Annotated in this window: 16 protein-coding genes; 5 read left to right on the plus strand and 11 right to left on the minus strand. The window is 68.3% G+C overall.

The window, feature by feature from the left end; translation table 11 throughout:
- Positions 1-124: 124 nt before the first annotated feature.
- Together F3H87_RS17735 and F3H87_RS17740 are read right to left on the minus strand one after the other, a co-directional pair.
- Positions 125-760, minus strand: a complete 636-nt coding sequence (locus F3H87_RS17735) for a hypothetical protein (protein ID WP_149789063.1) — start codon at positions 758-760, stop codon at positions 125-127.
- A gap of 115 nt (positions 761-875) precedes the next feature.
- On the minus strand, positions 876-2846 hold the full coding sequence (locus F3H87_RS17740; RefSeq protein WP_149789062.1) for a glycosyltransferase family 2 protein: 1971 nt from the start codon (positions 2844-2846) through the stop codon (positions 876-878).
- Between the two features lie 263 nt (positions 2847-3109).
- Between F3H87_RS17740 and F3H87_RS17745 the strand changes: the two genes are divergently transcribed.
- The 3 genes from F3H87_RS17745 (at position 3110) to F3H87_RS17755 (ending at position 4566) form a co-directional block, all read left to right on the plus strand.
- The gene (locus tag F3H87_RS17745) at positions 3110-3430 is read left to right on the plus strand and encodes an antibiotic biosynthesis monooxygenase family protein (RefSeq protein WP_149789061.1); all 321 of its coding nucleotides are present in this window, start codon (positions 3110-3112) and stop codon (positions 3428-3430) included.
- Positions 3431-3495: 65 nt separating this feature from the next.
- Complete coding sequence (locus tag F3H87_RS17750) at positions 3496-3903, plus strand: universal stress protein (RefSeq protein WP_149789060.1); 408 nt, start codon at positions 3496-3498, stop codon at positions 3901-3903.
- Between the two features lie 108 nt (positions 3904-4011).
- Positions 4012-4566, plus strand: a complete 555-nt coding sequence (locus F3H87_RS17755) for a L,D-transpeptidase (protein WP_149789156.1) — start codon at positions 4012-4014, stop codon at positions 4564-4566.
- Between the two features lie 9 nt (positions 4567-4575).
- Here F3H87_RS17755 and F3H87_RS17760 read toward each other — a convergent pair whose 3' ends face one another.
- The 4 genes from F3H87_RS17760 to F3H87_RS17775 form a co-directional block, all read right to left on the minus strand.
- Positions 4576-5040 (minus strand): hypothetical protein, encoded by a 465-nt coding sequence (locus tag F3H87_RS17760; protein WP_149789059.1) that lies wholly within the window; start codon positions 5038-5040, stop codon positions 4576-4578.
- Positions 5041-5195: 155 nt separating this feature from the next.
- Complete coding sequence (locus tag F3H87_RS17765; protein WP_149789058.1) at positions 5196-5399, minus strand: YgaP family membrane protein; 204 nt, start codon at positions 5397-5399, stop codon at positions 5196-5198.
- A 44-nt stretch (positions 5400-5443) separates the two neighbouring features.
- On the minus strand, positions 5444-5875 hold the full coding sequence (trxC, locus tag F3H87_RS17770) for a thioredoxin TrxC (protein ID WP_149789057.1): 432 nt from the start codon (positions 5873-5875) through the stop codon (positions 5444-5446).
- Positions 5876-5970: 95 nt separating this feature from the next.
- Complete coding sequence (locus tag F3H87_RS17775; protein ID WP_149789056.1) at positions 5971-6648, minus strand: arylesterase; 678 nt, start codon at positions 6646-6648, stop codon at positions 5971-5973.
- On the opposite strand from F3H87_RS17775, the gene F3H87_RS17780 reads away from it, so the two are divergent.
- The gene (locus F3H87_RS17780; protein ID WP_149789055.1) at positions 6647-7336 is read left to right on the plus strand and encodes an ABC transporter ATP-binding protein; all 690 of its coding nucleotides are present in this window, start codon (positions 6647-6649) and stop codon (positions 7334-7336) included. The two genes, F3H87_RS17775 and F3H87_RS17780, sit on opposite strands and share 2 nt — an antisense overlap.
- Complete coding sequence (locus tag F3H87_RS17785) at positions 7333-9861, plus strand: ABC transporter permease (RefSeq protein WP_149789054.1); 2529 nt, start codon at positions 7333-7335, stop codon at positions 9859-9861. Before F3H87_RS17780 ends, F3H87_RS17785 begins: the two co-directional genes overlap by 4 nt.
- A gap of 40 nt (positions 9862-9901) precedes the next feature.
- Here the strand turns inward: F3H87_RS17785 and F3H87_RS17790 are convergent, their stop codons facing one another.
- The 5 genes from F3H87_RS17790 to gpmI all read right to left on the minus strand — a co-directional run bounded on the left by F3H87_RS17790 (position 9902) and on the right by gpmI (position 15396).
- Positions 9902-10759, minus strand: coding sequence for a class I SAM-dependent methyltransferase (locus F3H87_RS17790; RefSeq protein WP_149789053.1), 858 nt, complete (start codon positions 10757-10759; stop codon positions 9902-9904).
- A gap of 61 nt (positions 10760-10820) precedes the next feature.
- Complete coding sequence (locus F3H87_RS17795) at positions 10821-11303, minus strand: RNA pyrophosphohydrolase (protein ID WP_149789052.1); 483 nt, start codon at positions 11301-11303, stop codon at positions 10821-10823.
- 97 nt (positions 11304-11400) lie between these two features.
- Entirely contained in the window at positions 11401-12744 is a 1344-nt protein-coding gene (locus F3H87_RS17800) for a S41 family peptidase (protein ID WP_149789051.1), read from the minus strand.
- Positions 12745-12751: 7 nt separating this feature from the next.
- Entirely contained in the window at positions 12752-13888 is a 1137-nt protein-coding gene (locus tag F3H87_RS17805; protein ID WP_149789050.1) for a murein hydrolase activator EnvC family protein, read from the minus strand.
- Positions 13885-15396, minus strand: coding sequence for a 2,3-bisphosphoglycerate-independent phosphoglycerate mutase (gpmI, locus tag F3H87_RS17810; RefSeq protein ID WP_149789049.1), 1512 nt, complete (start codon positions 15394-15396; stop codon positions 13885-13887). Before gpmI ends, F3H87_RS17805 begins: the two co-directional genes overlap by 4 nt.
- Positions 15397-15458 lie beyond the last annotated feature (62 nt).

Here is a 15458-nt window from a genome sequence, read left to right on the forward strand (position 1 = left end):
ATCGCGCGGCCGCGGTCGGGCGATGCCCGGGCCGCTGCGCGGCCGGTCCGGGCGGGGTGCGTCGCTCAACTGGCAGCTTCGTCCGCCGACCCGGCATTCGGGATGACAGCCCCCGCACCGGGGCTCAGAACTCAAGCCAGACTGCCGCCTTCAGGCCGGTTTCGCGGTCGTCGCGCAAGCTCTGGCTGAGGCCAAGCTCCAGGCGCATCCGGTCCGACAGGGTGAAGGTCATCGAAGGGACCAGCCGCAGGAACGGTTCGTCGCCATATTGCAGCCCGCCCTGCAATTGCAGCAGCAGCTTGCGGTGTTCGTTGACGGACAGGCCCAGCGTCAGGTCGGCCTTGCCGTCGACGGCCAGCGTATCGACATGGATCTCGGCCACGGTATCGAGCGCGATCCACCCCGCGCGGCCGGCCCAGTCGAACCCCTTGCCGTAGCTCAGCCCGGGGCGCAGCACGTCATGGCCGGCGATCCGGCCCGCGCCAATCTCGACCGCGAAGCGGTGCCCCCAGCCCGGCGACCAGAGCGGCGCGCGCACGAACGCCACCGACTTGTCCTGCCCCGACACGCCGCGCCCGACATCGACCCCCAGCGTCAGCCTGTCGGTCATGCCCCATTCGCCGTAGATGCCGGAATAGGCGCCGCTGGGCAGCACGTAGCTGTAGCCGACGGCAAAGACGTTGCCCTTGCCGCGCGGCCACGCCCCGGCCAGAAGAGGCGGGGCGAGAGCCAGCCATAACATGATTGCCAGACGCAGCATCGCCCGCCTTCCCTTGCCGCGCGCCAGCGTGGTTCACGAAGGTAAACAGGCGGTTAACCATGCCGGGCAAAGGCACATCCGGCCGTGACGGCGGGTTTCATCGCAGCGGTGCCGGTCAGGCCCCGCCCAGCGCCAGCCAGCGCGCGGCAAGGATAACGATCACGTTCAGCAGGACCGAGACCCTGGCGATACGCTTGTATTTCCTGACCCGCCTGAGATCGCGCGGCATGGCTCCGCCGGCTGCGGCGCCAACGGCACCGGACCTTGCCCAGCCCCCCATGCGCAGCATGGTCCCGCGGTAGATCCCGAACACGGATTGCACCGCGGAGCCCCCGGGATTTTCCAGGATGCGCCTTGTCAGGACGGTGGCATAATCGTCCAGGCGGGCCTTGTCGGTCCTTGATCGCAGTTTCGTCGCGGCCGTCAGCAGATCGACCCCGTCTTCGTCGCATGCCCCGGGCGTGCCCAGCACTGACTGGTGATAGGCCCGTGCCGCCTGCCGCTTTACCGCCTTCTGGGTCTCGTTCCGGGTGGCCGATATCTGGCCGTCATGAACCGCGTAAGAGACCGCGGCGGTTGGGAAAAAGCAGCCTTTCACCTCGGTGCGCCGGCAATTGCGAAACAACCATTCGCAATCTATCCCGCCTTTCAGATCCTCGTCGAACGGGTCCGTCATCGCGGATTTGCGAAAGCTGAAGGCCGGAAACGGCATCGGCATCCCCAGCAGGGCGCGCGCTGTCAGAGAGGTCGGGGCGATCGCAAAGGGGGTCTGTTCGCGGATCGGTTCGTTCAGGTCGAAAATGCCGAACCCCGCCACCTGCAACGCGGGGTCCGCCGCGTATGCGCGCAGGGTCCAGTCGACGCGCTGCGGAACCGGGATGTCGTCGACATCGGCGATCAGGACGATATCGGTATCCACCTGCGCCAGCGCCCGGTTCAGCGCCGCACCGCGCCCCAGGCGGTTCGTGCGGATCAGGGTAAAGCCCTCGACCCCGTCGAACGCCTTTTGCGCCAGGTCGGCCGAACCGTCGTCGGAGCCGTCATCCAGAAAGACGATACGAAAGTTCGGGTTGGTCTGCCGTTTCCACGCAGCGGCATACTGGCCGATGAACCCGGCGCCATTGTAACAGGTGGTCAGCACCGTGGCCGCCGTATCGCCGGCCGTGTCGCGGGGCAGCGCCGCAAGGGAGCGCCGCACCGCAAGCCGGTGCCGCGCGATCGGGGTGGCCTGATAGGCGTAAAACGCCTTCTTGACGGGCGCGAGATTCGGATTGACCTGCGCCAGATAGGCGTCGTTCTTCTTCATCCGCGCCATTTTCTCGGCGCGCTTGTCCCCGGACGCGGCAAAATCGTGCAGGAGAATGGCATCGGGATCGTAGAGAAAGGCATCCGGCCCGTAAAAGGGATAAAGGCGCGCGGTCAGGTCCACCCCTTCATGGCCATAGAGCAGCGGATCGAACCATTCCAGTTTCAGCGCGTCGGTCCGCCAGAGCGTCATGCCCTCGATGTTCATCATGCTCTGGACCCGGAAATCCCCCAGGTCGTAATGCGGGGGCATGTTCAGGAAATCGCCCCTGCTGATCACCCGGCCGCGCACCGCGACCGCGTCATGCCCCTGCGCCGTGGCCAGCAGCGCGCGGATATTGTCCGGCCCGGTAAAGCCGTCATCGTCGACGAAGATCATATACTCCGATCCGCAGCCATGGATCGCCGCGTTCCGGCCCAGCGAGGCGCCCAGGTTGGCCCCGGTGACGATCCGGCGCGTGGCCGCCGGTATCTCGCACTGGTCGAACAGATCCTCCCCGGCGTTCGAGACCAGGCAGAAGGAAAACGCCTCGTCCCGCGACAAGGCGCCGATGGAGGCCAGCAGCAGGGCGGTATCGGCCGATCGCCGGTAGGCGACGATGCAGACGGTGACGCGGCGCGGGGCGTAATCCGGCGTGTCGGTGACCGAGAGGAAGGAAAACTCCAGCGCCTCGAGGCGTGCGATTTCCTGCCTGGCGGCCCCGGCATTCCCGTCAGCGAAAAACCGCTCTGCCGCCGCCTTGTGGGCCAGCGCCGCCCGGAGGTCCGATTCTGCTGTCATCGCTGTCCCTTTCCGGCGAAGGCCAGTGTCAAAAGGCGGTTTTGGCACGCGGGGCCTTTGTTCCGGGGATATCCGGCACTCCGGCGGCCCGCCGGTTGCCGGCAAGGTGTCCTTAACTCTGCCGGGGGGCAACCCCTTTTCCACGGCAGGTTGCGCGCGCCGCCCCCCCCGGCCGGAAAACCGCGCCGCGCATCTGCCGTTTGGAGCGGCCGCGGCTTCCGTGCTAGGCTTTGCCGGAAGTGATGCGCAAAGGAGGCAGCGCCATGCCCACGATCTCGACCGCGACGCCGTGCCAGACCGTTCTGACGACCTTCGAGATGACGCCCGGCACCTGCCAGGACCTGCTGGACGAGCTGACCGAAGCCTATGATCAGTTCATCTCGAAACAGCCCGGTTTCATCGCGGCGGGGTTGCATGTGAACGACGCGCAGACCCGCATCGCCAATTACTCGCAATGGGAAAGGCGCGAGGATTTCCAGGCCATGCTGCGCAGCGACGAGATGCGCCGCCGCAACCGCCGCATCGCCGAATTGTGCACCCGGTTCGAGCCGGTGATGTACGAGGTCGCGGCAACCTTCGGCTGACCTGCATCAAGGTGCGGCCCGGCAAAACCCGACACAGTGGAATCGACCTGAAGAGGAGAGACAGCATGTACAGCAATATTCTTGTGCCGATTTCGTTCGACGAGGACCGCAATGCCAAAGGCGCCATCGAGGTGGCGCAGATGCTTGGCTCGGAAGGTGCGAAGATCACGCTGCTGCACGTGATGGAGGAGATTCCGGGCTACGCGATTTCCTACATGCCGACCGATTACATCGCCGAAAGCCGCAAGGCGGTGCAATCCGAGCTCGAGGCGCAGGCCGCCGCCCTGCCCAACGCGCAGGGCGTGGTGGTCGAGGGCCATTCCGGGCGCACGATCCTGGACTGGGCCGAGGATCACGGGGTCGATTGTATCGTCGTCGCCTCGCACCGGCCGGGGATGCAGGATCTGCTGCTGGGATCGACCGCACACCAGGTGGTGCGGCACGCCACGTGCGCGGTGCATGTGCTGCGTTGACATCAAGGTCACAGCATGGCGAGGATCGGCGCGCGCCCGCTTGATCGCGGGCGGCGGGTTGTGCAGTCTGTCAGCCGTCAGATCGTTCAAGACAGGGGCATGATTACGATGTTCAGCCGCCGTTCATTCATCGGCGCCGCCGGCGCGGCGCTTGCCACGCCAGGCGTGGCGCGGGCCTTTCAGCTCGACAGGAAATTCCAGCCGCAGACGGTGACGATTGCCGGGACATACGCGCCGGGGCAGATCCTGATCCTGCCGCGGGCGCATTTCCTGTATTACGTGACCGAACCGCGCCAGGCGCTGCGCTATGGCGTGGGTGTCGGCAAGGCGGGGCTGGAGTTCACCGGCACCGCGACGATCGACGTCAAGAAGAAATGGCCCACCTGGCGGCCCACCGACGAGATGATCGAGCGCGAGCCGAACACCTATGCCAGGTTCAGGGATAACGATTACGTCCAGCCGGGCGGCCCGGAAAACCCGCTGGGCGCGCGGGCGCTCTATCTGTTCCAGAACGGGCGCGACACCTATTTCCGTATCCATGGCACCACCCAGCCCGCGTCCATCGGGCGGTCGGTGTCGAATGGCTGCATCCGCATGATCAATGACCACGTCATCGACCTGTATCAGCGCGTGCCGGTCGGGACGGTTGTGACCGTCCTGTAAAGCGGCGGCTCAGGCCACCGCGACGTAGCCCGGTTGCGGCCGTTGCCCGCAGGCCTGCGACACGGCGCGGGCAAAGACCTGCGCGCTGAGCGGCAGCCGGACCGTCACCGGCCCGTCGTTCCAGAGCGCCGCGCCCCGGCCCAGCGCCGGCGCGTCCGATCCGGCGATGATCGCGGGCAGCCCCTCGGCCGCGGCGCGCAGCCAGTCGCAGGAGCGCCGCGCGATCGGCAGCCCGCCGATATCGTCGGCGACCAGCACCGCCAGCGACCAGCCATCGGCGTCGATCGACAGCTCTTTCAGCCCGTCATACAGGTTTTCCTCGACCCGGAAACGCAGGTTCAGGTGCCGCAGCTGCGCGGTAACCTGGCGGGCACGCCCGTCGCGCTTGCCGATCACAAGCACGGGTTTGCGCGACAGGCGAGCTTCCACCCGACCGATCGCAGCCATGATCGCTGTCTCACGAATATGGCCCATGTTCACCTCCTTTGATGGGGCAGCAACATGCTGTCACCCGGTCAGAGTGGGGAAACGGGCCGGAAAAACGATCCCCGCCTCGGGATTGGAGGCGGGGGCAGATGGCGCGCGCCCCATCTGTCGGGATAGGGCGCCACGCCGAAAGTAGCGCCGAATTATTCGAATGCGCAGCCGCTTTTCACGCCCAGCTTGCGAAAAACGATTGCCGCCGGGCAGAATCCGGTAAAGGCCGACTGGAGCAGGTTGGCACCGATGAACACGGTGAACCACATCCACAGCGGCGAGACGAAGGCCGTCAGCGCCACGGAAATCAGGATCATCACGCCGGCAAAGGCCATCACGGAACGGTCGAGGGTCATTGTTGCAGTCCTTTTCAGTTGTATTGGGTCACGGGCGGGCGGCGTCAGATCGCGCCGCGCACCCAGGTCACGATGGAGGCGGCGGGCATCGCGCCCGACTGGCGCGCGCGTTCGCGCCCGCCGGCAAAGGCCGCCATGGTCGGAATGCCGCGGATGCCATAGGCGGCACCGGCGGCCTGGTGCTGTTCGGTGTTGAGTTTCACCAGCCGCGCCTGCCCGTTCAGTTCCGCGGCGGCCCTGGAAAACTCGGGCGCCATCATCCGGCACGGGCCGCACCAAGGCGCCCAGAAATCCACCACCAGCGGCAGCTCGTCGTTGCGCGCAGCCTTTTGCAGCGTGGGCAGGTCGACCTCGATCGCCTTGCCGGGCATGAGCTTCGCGCCGCAGGTGCCGCATTTGGCGCCCGCGCCCAGATGCTCTTCGGGGACGCGGTTGAGTTGGCCGCATTCCAGACATGTCAGTTTTTTCGAGCCCATCTCCAAGCCCTCCATTCATATTCGAAAATAAATATATGTTAGGGAGGTGCCTTTGTGAAGGGGGCGCAGGCGCATAGTTTGCCGCAGGGAAAACCCTAGTCGGGGATGCGTTCGATCAGGTCGAGGACATGAGGGCCCAGACCGTCGACGATCCGTTTCACCCCTTCGGCATTGGGATGAATCCCGTCGGGCTGGAAAACGCCGCGCATCTGCGCGGGGTCGATATCCTCACCCAGCCCGGCGAAAAAGCTGTCAACCAGCAAGGTGTCGTATTTCGCGGCCATGTCGGGCCAGATCGCCTGGAAATCGCGCTGGTAGTCGGGGCCGTAATTGCCCGGCGCCTGCATCCCCACCAGCAGGACGGCGACACCGGACTTTTGCGCCTCGGACAATATGCCGTCGATATTGGCACGGGTCACTGCCGGGTCGATGCCGCGCAGCAGATCGTTGCCACCCAGCGCCACGATCATCGCGTCCACATCCGGCGTCAGCGTCCAGGCCACGCGGGACAGGCCCCCCGCCGTGGTATCGCCCGACACGCCCGCATTGATGACGCGAAACGCATCGACTCCGTTGGCGGACAGCCAGTCGCGCAGTTGCGGCACGAAACCTTCGTGCTCCATCAGGCCATAGCCCTGCGTCAGGCTGTCGCCCAGCGCCACGATGACCGGGCCGCTGGTGTCGGCAACGGCGGGTGCGGCGATCAGCAGCTTGCCGATCAGGGCCGCAACCCCATATGCCAAGGACAGGTTCAGAAACAGGCGCTTTTTCATGTCAGACCCCGTGATTTCCCTCAAAGATGTGTCCTTGTCCCTCGATGGCAATGCCGGGCGCGTCGATATCCTTCATGGCATCACGCTGGATGTCCAGCGTGGGCAGACGCTGGGGCTGGTCGGGCCGTCGGGGTCGGGCAAATCCTCGCTGCTGATGCTGATGGGCGGGCTGGAACGCGCCACCGCCGGCACCGTGACCGTGCTGGGGCAGGAACTGACGGGGATGAGCGAGGACGCGCTGGCCCGGTTCCGGCGCGGGCACCTGGGCGTGGTGTTCCAGTCGTTCCACCTGATCCCGACGCTGACCGCGCTGGAAAACGTGGCGACCCCGCTGGAACTGGCGGGCGCGCCCGACGCGATGGACCGCGCGATGGACGAGCTGCGCGCCATGGGGCTGGAGGACCGCGCGGGCCATTACCCGTCGCAGATGTCGGGCGGCGAGCAGCAGCGCGTGGCGCTGGCCCGTGCCGCCGCGCCCCGGCCCGAGATCCTGCTGGCGGACGAGCCGACCGGCAACCTGGACGGGGCCAATGGCGCGGCGATCATGGACATGCTGTTCGGGTTGCGCGACCGGCACGGCGCGACGCTGGTGCTGGTCACCCACGCGCCCGACCTTGCGGCGCGCTGCGACCGGGTGGTGCATCTGCGCGACGGGCGGGTGGACACGCTGGCGGAGGCCGCGCAATGAGCCTTGGCATCGCGGCCCGGTTCGCCCGGCGCGAATTGCGCGGGGGGATCAGGGGGTTCTGGATCTTCCTGGCCTGCCTTGCGCTGGGGGTGGCGGCGATCACCGCCGTGGGATCGGTGCGCGCCGCGATCGAGGCGGGGCTGGCACGCGAGGGCGCGGCGCTGCTGGGCGGCGATGCCGAGATGGAGTTTACCTATCGCTTTGCCACCGATGACGAACGCGCCTGGATGGACGAGACCGCGCTGGCGGTGTCCGAGGTGACCGATTTCCGCTCGATGGCGGTGGTCACGCGCGACGGCGCGACCGAACGCGGGTTGACGCAGGTGAAATCGGTCGACGGGGCCTATCCGCTGATCGGGGCGGTAGAGCTGGAGCCCGACATGCCGCTGGGCCGCGCGCTGGCCGGGCAGGACGGGCTGCCCGGCGCGGCGATGGACCCGCTGCTGGCCGACCGGCTGGGGTTGGCGATGGGCGACCGCTTTCGGCTCGGCACGCAGGATTTCGTGCTGATGGCCCGTATCGGGCGCGAGCCGGACGATGCCGGCGCCGGTTTCGCGCTGGGGCCGCGCACGCTGGTGGCCACCGGGGCGCTGGCGGGATCGGGGCTGTTGCAGCCCGGCACGCTTTACTCCACGAAATACCGGCTGGACCTGCTCGAGGGCGCGAACCTGCCGGCGCTGGAAGCCGAGGCAAAGGCGCGGTTCGCCGAAACCGGCCTGCGCTGGCGCGATGCGCGCAACGGCGCGCCGGGGGTGGCCGAATTCGTCGACCGGATCGGCGCATTCCTGATCCTCGTCGGGCTGTCGGGCCTTGCCGTGGGCGGCGTCGGCGTGTCGGCGGCGGTGCGGGCCTACCTGGCACGCAAGACATCCGTGATCGCCACGCTGCGCACGCTGGGGGCCGAGCGCGGGATGATCTTTCAGACCTATTTCCTGCAGATCGGCGCGCTGTCGCTGCTGGGGATCGCGGCGGGGCTGGTGCTGGGCGCGCTGGCGCCGCTGGCGCTGGCCCCGGTGCTGCTGGCGCAATTGCCGGTGCCGGCGGTGTTCACCCTCTATCCCGCGCCGCTGGGCGAGGCGGCGGTCTATGGCGCGCTGACCGCGCTGATCTTTACCCTCTGGCCGCTGGCCCGGACCGAGGATATCCGCGCCGCCACCCTGTTCCGCGACGGCGGGCAATCGGGCCGCGCCCTGCCCCGCCCGGTCTGGGTGGGGCTGACCCTGCTGCTGGCCGCCGCGCTGATCGGGGTGGCGGCGCTGTTTTCCGGCACCTGGCGGCTGACGCTGTGGACCGCCGGGGGGCTGGTCTTTGCGCTGGCGCTGCTGGCGCTGGCGGCCTGGGCCATCCGCATCGCCGCCCGCCGCGCGCGCGGGGCGGCGGGCCAGCGCCCCGCCCTGCGCTGGGCGCTGGGGGCGATTTCCGGGCGCGGGGCCGAGGCGGCCTCGGTCGTGCTGTCGCTGGGGCTGGGCCTGTCGGTGCTGGCCGCGGTGGGCCAGATCGACGGCAACCTGCGCGGCGCCATCGCCCGCGACCTGCCCCGGCAGGCGCCGTCCTATTTCTTTCTCGACATCCAGCGCGACCAGATGCCCGGCTTTCTCGACCGGATCGAGGGCGATCCGACGGTCAGCCGCAGCGAGAACGCGCCGATGCTGCGCGGGATCATCACCCGGATCAACGACCGCCCTGCCTCCGAGGTCGCGGGCGAACACTGGGTGATCCAGGGCGATCGCGGCGTGACCTATGCCGCGACGCAGCCCAAGGGCACCAAGGTGACCGCCGGCGCGTGGTGGCCCGAGGATTACACCGGCCCGCCGCAGATCAGCTTTTCAGCCGAAGAGGCCGCCGAGATGGGCCTGCGCCTGGGCGACACGATGACCGTCAACATCCTGGGCCGCGACATCACCGGCACGATCACCAGCTTCCGCGAGGTCGATTTCTCGACCGCCGGGATGGGGTTCGTCATGGCGATGAACGAGGCCGCGCTGGCCGGGGCGCCGCACAGCTTTATCGCCACCGTCTATGCCGAACCGCAAGCCGAGGCGGCGATCCTGCGCGACCTCGCCAACGCCTATCCCAACATCACCGCGATCCGCGTGCGCGACGCCATCGACCGCGTGTCCGAGGTGCTGGCCGGGCTTGCCGCCGCGACAAGCTGGGGCGCGGCGGCCACGCTGGTCACCGGTTTCCTCGTGCTGATCGGCGCGGCGGCGGCGGGCGATACCGCGCGCATCTACGAGGCGGCGGTGCTGCGCACGCTGGGCGCCACGCGGTCGCGCATCCTGACCAGCTTTGCGCTGCGCGCGGCGCTGCTGGGCCTTGGCGCAGGGCTGGTGGCGCTGGCGGCGGGCATCGCCGGCGGCTGGGCGGTCAGCCATTACGTGCTGGAAACCGGTTTCACGGTAATCTGGCCCTCGGCCATCGCCATCGTGCTGGGCGGCATCCTGGCGACGCTGCTGTCGGGGCTGGCCTTTGCCTGGCGCCCGCTGGCGATGCGCCCGGCGGCCGTGTTGCGCGCGCGGGAATGACGGGCGCGCAGGAGTATTTGGGGAACAGTGAAGCGGCAGGTCACGCCCGCCGCCGCAGCGCCATCATCAGGTAGACGTTGTTCGCGGCGAATGTTGCGCGGTTGCGGCTTTGCTCGTTCAGGCGCTGGTGCAGCCGCGCGCGCTTGCGCGCGCTCAGAACGAGGCGCAGCGCGCGGGACAGGCCCCGGTGCAGCCAGGGGCGCCTGGCCTGCAATTCCCCGTCCACGCGGGTCAGCCCGTAGCCCAGCACGTTGTATAGCCCCTGCTCGATCTCGACCGACGGCGCGGTCTGGCCGGTGATGTCCTCTTCGCTCAGCACCTCGAGCGGCAGGGCGGCAAGGGTCGCGCGGAACCGGGTGACCGGGTGCCCCCCGCCTACGGTGGCGCGGATGGCATCGCGTTTGAACCCCTTGCGGCGGAAACAGTCGGCCAGCACGATCCGGCCGCCCCCGGCCAGCAGGCCGAGGCATTTCGACAGGCCAAGGTCGAGCGGGATATACTGAAAGCTTTCCGAGAACAGGCAGATGTCGAACGGCCCCTGCCCGGTGAACGCCTGGAAGGTGCATTCATGCACCCGCGCGCCCGGCGCGTTGGCACGGCAGCGTTCGGCCAGGAAGGGGCTGGGCACCACGATCTCGACCTCGTGCCCCAGCGCCAGCAGTTTCCTGGCGGTCTCGCCCGCCCCGCCGCCGATGTCGAGGATGCGCGCCGGGCGGTCCGGCAGCAGGGCAAACAGCCGGTCGGTATACGCCTCCTGCGCCGCGCGCAGGTTGGCGGCGGTGACCTCCAGCCCCTGCCAGTAGCCGTAATGCAGATTCTCGGCCCCCGTCAGCCATTTGACGAAGGCCAGACCGATATCGAGGCCGATCGCCCGTGTATCCAGATGTTTCCGTCCCATGCCGGGCGGGTTAGCCCAGCGGAGCGGGTTTGGAAAGCGTCAAAACACCCGGTCCGCGCGGTCAGAGCCTGTCGCGGAAACAGGCCAGCACCTGTTCGTAGACGCCGCGCTTGAACGGCACGATCTGGTCCACCACCTCGTTGGCGGGCAGCCAGCGCCATTCGGAGAATTCGGGATGATCGGTGTCGATATCCACCTGGTCGTCGCGCCCGTGAAACCGCAGAAGCACCCATTTCTGGCGCTGCCCCCGGAACCGGCCCTTCCAGATCCGCGGCACGATCTCGTGCGGCAGGTCGTAGGTCACCCAATCGTCGGTTTCGGCCTCGACCGTCACGAGGTCGGCGGTCACGCCGGTCTCTTCCCACAATTCGCGCAGGGCGGCGTCGCGCGGGGTTTCGCCCTCGTCGATGCCGCCCTGGGGCATCTGCCAGGCCGGGGTTTCGCTGTCGATGCGCTGGCCGACGAACAGCTCGCCCGCCGCGTTGGCCAGCATCACGCCCACGCAGGGGCGATAGGGCAGCCGGTCGATATCCTCGGGGCTCATGCGCGCCTCTTCATCGTTCCTGAAATACTCCCGCCGGAGGCCCGCACCGGGGCCCGGCCCCGGTGCGGCGCGCACGCATCAGCCCGCGCGCCGGTGCCTATTCCGCCGCTTCCGGGGCCAGCGCGCTCAGCCCGCGAAGGATATCGACCGCATAGGCCAGCTGGTAATCCTCCTCGCGCAGTTGCGCGGCCTTGTCGGCCTTGGCCCGGTCTTCCTCGATCTGGCGCACCTCGTCCTCGGACAGCGAATCGTTGTCCAGCCGCCCGCGCAGGTCGGCCTCGGAGCGCGACCGGGGCCGCGTCTGTTCCTCTTCCTCCGCGGCATTGGGCGCGCGGCGCGGCTGCTGCACCACGATATCGGGCGACACGCCAAGGTTCTGGATCGACCGGCCCGAGGGCGTGTAATAGCGCGCGGTGGTCAGGCGCATCGCGCCGTCGCCCCGGAGCGGCATCACCGTCTGGACCGAGCCCTTGCCGAAGCTCTTGGTGCCGACCACGATGGCGCGGCGGTGATCCTGCAGCGCGCCGGCCACGATTTCCGAGGCCGAGGCCGAGCCGCCGTTGATCAGCACCACGATCGGCCGGCCGTTGGCCAGGTCGCCGGGGGTGGCGTTGTAGCGGTCGCCATCGGCCGGGTCGCGGCCGCGGGTCGACACGATCTCGCCCTTTTCGAGGAAGGCGTCGCTGACGCGGATCGCCTGGGTCAGCAGCCCGCCGGGGTTGTTGCGCAGGTCAAGGACGATGCCGCTGATCTTGTCGAGACCGCCCAGTTCTTCGACCGTCTTGTTCAGCCCCTCCTCGAGATTGGCAAAGGTCTGGTCGTTGAAGGTGGTGACGCGCAGCACCACGGCGTCGCCCTCGACGCGCGAGCGCACGGCCTGCAGCTTGATCGTGTCGCGCACCAGCGACACGTCGAACGGTTCGGCCTCGCCCTCGCGCACGATGGTGATGATGATCTCGCTGCCGACCGGGCCGCGCATCTTGTCCACCGCCTCGTCCAGGGTCAGGCCCAGCACGCTTTCGCCATCGACATGGGTGATGAAATCGCCGGCCTCGATCCCGGCCTCGTCGGCGGGGGTGCCATCCATCGGCGAGACGACCTTGACGAAGCCCTCTTCCTGCGTGACCTCGATGCCCAGCCCGCCGAACTCACCGCGGGTCTGCACGCGCATGTCGGCGGCATCGTCGGGCGACAGGTAGCTGGAATGCGGATCGAGCGAGGTAAGCATTCCGTTGATCGCCGCCTCGATCAGGTCTTTCTCGTCGACCTCTTCGACATATTGCGCGCGGATGCGTTCGAAAATGTCGCCGAAAAGATCAAGCTGCTCGTAGACGGTGGCCTGCTTGCCCGCCTCCTGCGCGACCAGCGGGCCCGCGACCTGCGTGGTGGCGATCATCCCGGCCAGTGTGCCACCCAGCGCGGCCATGACAAATTTCTTCATACCTCGGTCATCCTTCCTGCATTGCGAACCATGCCGACGGATCGACCGGCTGGTTGTCTTGCCTGACTTCTATATAGAGCGTTTCGGGCCGCGTGTTTCCAGCCCCCTCGCCCGATTGTGTGATCACCGCGCCAATTTCCGCGTCTTCGCCGCCCATCAGCCCCACCGGGCTGCCGGCAGGCAGCACCTCGCCGGTGTCGCCATAGACCACGTCGAGCCCGGCCAGAACGAAAAGCGTGCCGGCCTGCGGTTCGAGAATCATCACGTTGCCGTAATCCAGCAGCGGCCCGCGATAGCGGATCGTCGCCGCCGCCGGTGTCGTCACCAGCGCCCGCGGCCGGGTCGCCAGCAAGATGCCGGGCCGGGCGATCCCGGCGGCGTCGGCCTCGCCCGCGCGGCGCAGCAGCTGCCCCTGCACCGGCAGCGGCAGCGTGCCCTTGCGGTGGTCGATATCGGGCAGGCTGCCGGTGCTTTCGCCCTGCGCGATCTGGCTCAGCCCGCTTGCGAACCCTTCCAGCGTTTCGGTCGAGGCGATCAGGATCGCGGTTTTCACCGGGTCCTCGGTAAAGCGGCGCGGCAGCGGCTGGCGGTCGGCCACCGCCTGGCTGAGCGCGGTGCGCGCGTCCTGCACGCCGTTCAGCCCCTCGCGCAACGTGTCGGCGGCGGTTTCCTGCAGCGCGCGCAGGGTGCGCATCTCGTCCAGCCTGGTGCGCAGCTCCTCGGCCCTGGCGTTCAGCGCGGGCGCCACATCCGCCAGGATCATGCCCGAGCGCGCGGTGCCCGTCGGCCCGCCGGGATGCAGGAACAGAACCGGCGTGGGCGAGCGGCCCATCGCCTGCAGCACGCCCAGCAGGCGGGCGATCTCGTCCTCGCGCGCCTGAAGCTCGGTCCGCAGACTTTGTTCCCGGATCGCCGCGCGGCGCAGCCCGTCGCGCATCGCCTCAAGCCCGTCCTCGTAGGCACGCAGGGTTTCTGTCAGCGCCTTGACCCGGTTGCGCGCACTGTCGGCCTTGTCGAGTTGCTGCGCGGCCTCGTCCAGACGCTGCGCCGCGGCGCGCGCGGCCTCGGCCGGGTCGGGCGCGGTCTGCGCCGCGGCCGGGCCGCCCAGCGCGACCAGGCAGGCAAGGGCTGTGGCGCGGATCATGCGATCAGGCTTTCCCCCGTCATCTCGGGCGGCCGGTCCAGCCCCATCAGCTGCAGCAGCGTGGGCGCAAGATCGGCCAGCCGGCCGGGGTTCAGCGCGGCGCCTTCCGGGCCGCCGACCATGATCACCGGCACCGGGTTGGTGGTATGCGCGGTATGCGGCCCGCCGGTTTCAGGGTCGCGCATCACCTCGCAATTACCGTGATCGGCCGTGACGATCATCGCCCCCCCTGCCTTTTCAAGCGCCGCCAGCACCCGGCCCAGCCCCCGATCCACCGCCTCGCAGGCGGCGATCGCGGCCTTCAGGTCGCCGGTATGGCCGACCATGTCAGGATTGGCGTAATTTGTCACGATCAGGTCATAACCGTCCCCGATCGCCTGCACGAAATGGTCGGTCACCTCGGGGGCGCTCATCTCGGGCTGGAGGTCGTATGTCGCCACCCTGGGGCTGGCGGCCATGTAGCGGTCTTCGCCCGGCTCGGGCGTTTCCTTGCCGCCATTCAGGAAAAAGGTGACATGGGGATATTTCTCGGTCTCGGCCAGGTGGAACTGGCGCTTGCCCTGTTTCGCCACCCATTCGGCCAGCGTGTTGCGGATGTCGCGCGGCGGGAACATCGTGTCCATCCAGGCATTGTGCGCCTCGGAATATTCCACCATGCCCAGCACCATCGCCCAATCCGGCCGTCCCGGCACGTCGAAGGCATCGAACCCCGGCTCGGCCACCGCACGCAGGATTTCGCGCGCCCGGTCGGCCCGGAAGTTCAGGCAAAAGAACCCGTCGCTATCGCGCGCGCCGGCGTAGTCGCCAACCACGGTGGCGGTAATGAACTCGTCGGTTTCCGAGCGGTTATAGGCCGCGTCGACCGCGCGCCGCGCACTGGAGGCGTGCAGGCCCTGCCCGCGCACCATCGCGGCATAGGCCTCTTCCACGCGGTCCCAGCGGTTGTCGCGGTCCATCGCGAAATAGCGCCCCGTGACGGTGCCCACCCGCGCGCCCTGCGGCAGCGCGTCCTGCAGCGCCGCGACATAGGTAAAGGCCGATTTCGGCGCCACGTCGCGCCCGTCGGTGACGGCGTGCAGCACGACGGGCACGCCCGCGCCGGCAATCGCGTCGATGGCGGCAAGGATATGCGCGATGTGCCCGTGCACCCCGCCATCGGACAAAAGCCCCATCAGATGCGCGGTGCCGCCGGTTTCCTTCAGCCGCGCGATGAAGCGTTGCAGCGCCTCGTTGCGCGCGAACGAGCCGTCCTCGATCGCCAGGTCGATCTGGCCCAGATCCATCGCCACCACGCGGCCCGCGCCGATATTGGTGTGGCCGACCTCGGAATTGCCCATCTGCCCGCGCGGCAGGCCCACATCCGGCCCGTGGGTAATCAGAAGGTTATGCGGACAGCTGGCCCAGATCCGGTCGAAATTCGGCGTCTGCGCCTGCGCCACCGCGTTGTCGGCCGGGTCTTCACGATAGCCCCAGCCATCGAGGATGCAAAGAACGACCGGTCTGGACATGCTGCGGGGACTCCTGCGTTTTCCTTGGCTGCCTTCTAGCGCCTCGGGGCGCCGGGGTGAAC

Origin of the sequence: Lutimaribacter pacificus, assembly GCF_900142185.1 — a bacterium.
Taxonomy (GTDB): Bacteria; Pseudomonadota; Alphaproteobacteria; order Rhodobacterales; family Rhodobacteraceae; genus Lutimaribacter; species Lutimaribacter pacificus.